Source organism: Pandoraea nosoerga, assembly GCF_902459585.1.
Classification (GTDB): domain Bacteria; phylum Pseudomonadota; class Gammaproteobacteria; order Burkholderiales; family Burkholderiaceae; genus Pandoraea; species Pandoraea nosoerga.
Genome location: NZ_CABPSC010000037.1, coordinates 1 through 889, shown reverse-complemented (window position 1 = coordinate 889; position 889 = coordinate 1). Strand labels below are relative to the sequence as shown.

Genomic DNA, 889 nt, shown 5'->3' with positions numbered 1-889 from the left:
TGTCCTCGCAGGCCAATATCGCGGGCTACAAGGCGGTGATGCTCGCCGCGAACCTCTACCAGCGCTTCATGCCGATGCTCATGACGGCCGCCGGCACGGTCAAGGCCGCGCGTCTGGTGGTGCTCGGCGCCGGCGTGGCCGGGCTGCAGGCCATTGCGACAGCCAAGCGGCTGGGCGCCGTGATCGAGGCGTCCGACGTGCGCCCGGCCGTGCGCGAGCAGATCGAGTCGCTCGGCGCCAAGTTCATCGACGTTCCCTTCGAAACCGACGAAGAGCGCGAGATCGCGCAGGGCGTCGGCGGCTACGCCCGCCCCATGCCCGCCGCCTGGCTCGCGCGCCAGGCGCAGCTCGTGCACACGCGACTCACGCAGGCCGACATCGTCATCTCGACGGCGCTCATTCCCGGACGCCCGGCGCCCACGCTCATCGCCGAGGACACCGTCAAGGCGATGAAGCCCGGCTCGGTGATCGTCGATCTGGCGGCCGGGCGCGGTGCCGAGCACAACGGCACGCGCGGCGGCAACTGCCCGCTGTCGGTGGCCGACGAAGTCGTGAAGGTGCACGGCGTGACGATCGCCGGCTACACGAATCTGGCCGGCATGGTGGCGGCCGACGCGTCGGCGCTCTACGCGCGCAACGTGCTCGACTTCCTCAAGCTGATCATCGACAAGGAAGGCAAGCTCGTCATCGATACCAACGACGACATTGTCGCGGCGTGCCTGATGTGCCGCGACGGTCAGGTGCTGCGCGCCGCATAAGGAGGGGGGACGCAAATGGAATTGATCAATCACACGGTGATCAACCTGATCATCTTCGTGCTGGCGGTGTACGTCGGCTATCACGTGGTGTGGAACGTCACGCCCGCGCTGCACACGCCGCTCATGGCGGT

The 889-nt window shown here is 67.8% G+C and carries 2 protein-coding genes; both read left to right on the top strand.

Features of this window, described 5'->3' with window-relative positions; all coding sequences use genetic code 11:
- Positions 1-758 (top strand): Rossmann-fold NAD(P)-binding domain-containing protein (locus PNO31109_RS21785; RefSeq protein ID WP_150557516.1); only part of this gene is annotated, 758 nt, incomplete at its 5' end.
- A gap of 15 nt (positions 759-773) precedes the next feature.
- Positions 774-889, top strand: a 116-nt coding sequence (locus PNO31109_RS21780; RefSeq protein WP_174966501.1) for a proton-translocating transhydrogenase family protein, incomplete at its 3' end; no start/stop codon positions are given.